Annotated in this window: 1 protein-coding gene; it reads left to right on the plus strand. The window is 61.9% G+C overall.

The features are described 5' to 3' along the window. Positions 1 to 3: 3 nt before the first annotated feature. A partial coding sequence (locus tag PV350_RS47000) for a beta-ketoacyl synthase N-terminal-like domain-containing protein (RefSeq protein ID WP_500339355.1) occupies positions 4 to 512 on the plus strand: 509 nt, incomplete at its 3' end.

The following is a 512-nucleotide window of genomic DNA, read 5'->3' on the forward strand; positions in this document are numbered from 1 at the left end:
TCAGTGGTGAGTGAGACAAACGGCAAGTTGGTGGAAGCGCTCCGGGCGGCCGTCATCAAGAACGACCGTCTGAAGCGCGAGAACGACGAACTGAACGCGAAGGCTAGTGAGCCTGTCGCCGTGGTGGGGATGGGGTTGCGTCTCCCGGGTGGCATCTCGACTCCTGAGGCGTTCTGGGAGTTTCTGTCCCAGGGTGGGGATGCTATTACGTCGTTTCCCGTGGACCGGGGTTGGGATCTGGAGAAGATCTACAATCCCGATCCATCGGTCCCGGGGACTTCGTATACGCGCCATGGGGGTTTCCTTCATGATGCGGGGGCGTTCGATGCGGAGTTCTTCGGCATTTCGCCTCGTGAGGCTCTGGCGATGGACCCCCAGCAGCGGTTGCTGTTGGAGACCTCGTGGGAAGCGCTGGAGCGCGCTGGCATGGATCCCACCTCGCTCCACGGCCTACCCGTCGGTGTCTACACCGGCCTGATGTACCACGACTACGCCGAAGGCTCACAAGACCC

The organism is Streptomyces sp. PA03-6a (genome assembly GCF_033792765.1).
Classification (GTDB): Bacteria; Actinomycetota; Actinomycetes; order Streptomycetales; family Streptomycetaceae; genus Actinacidiphila.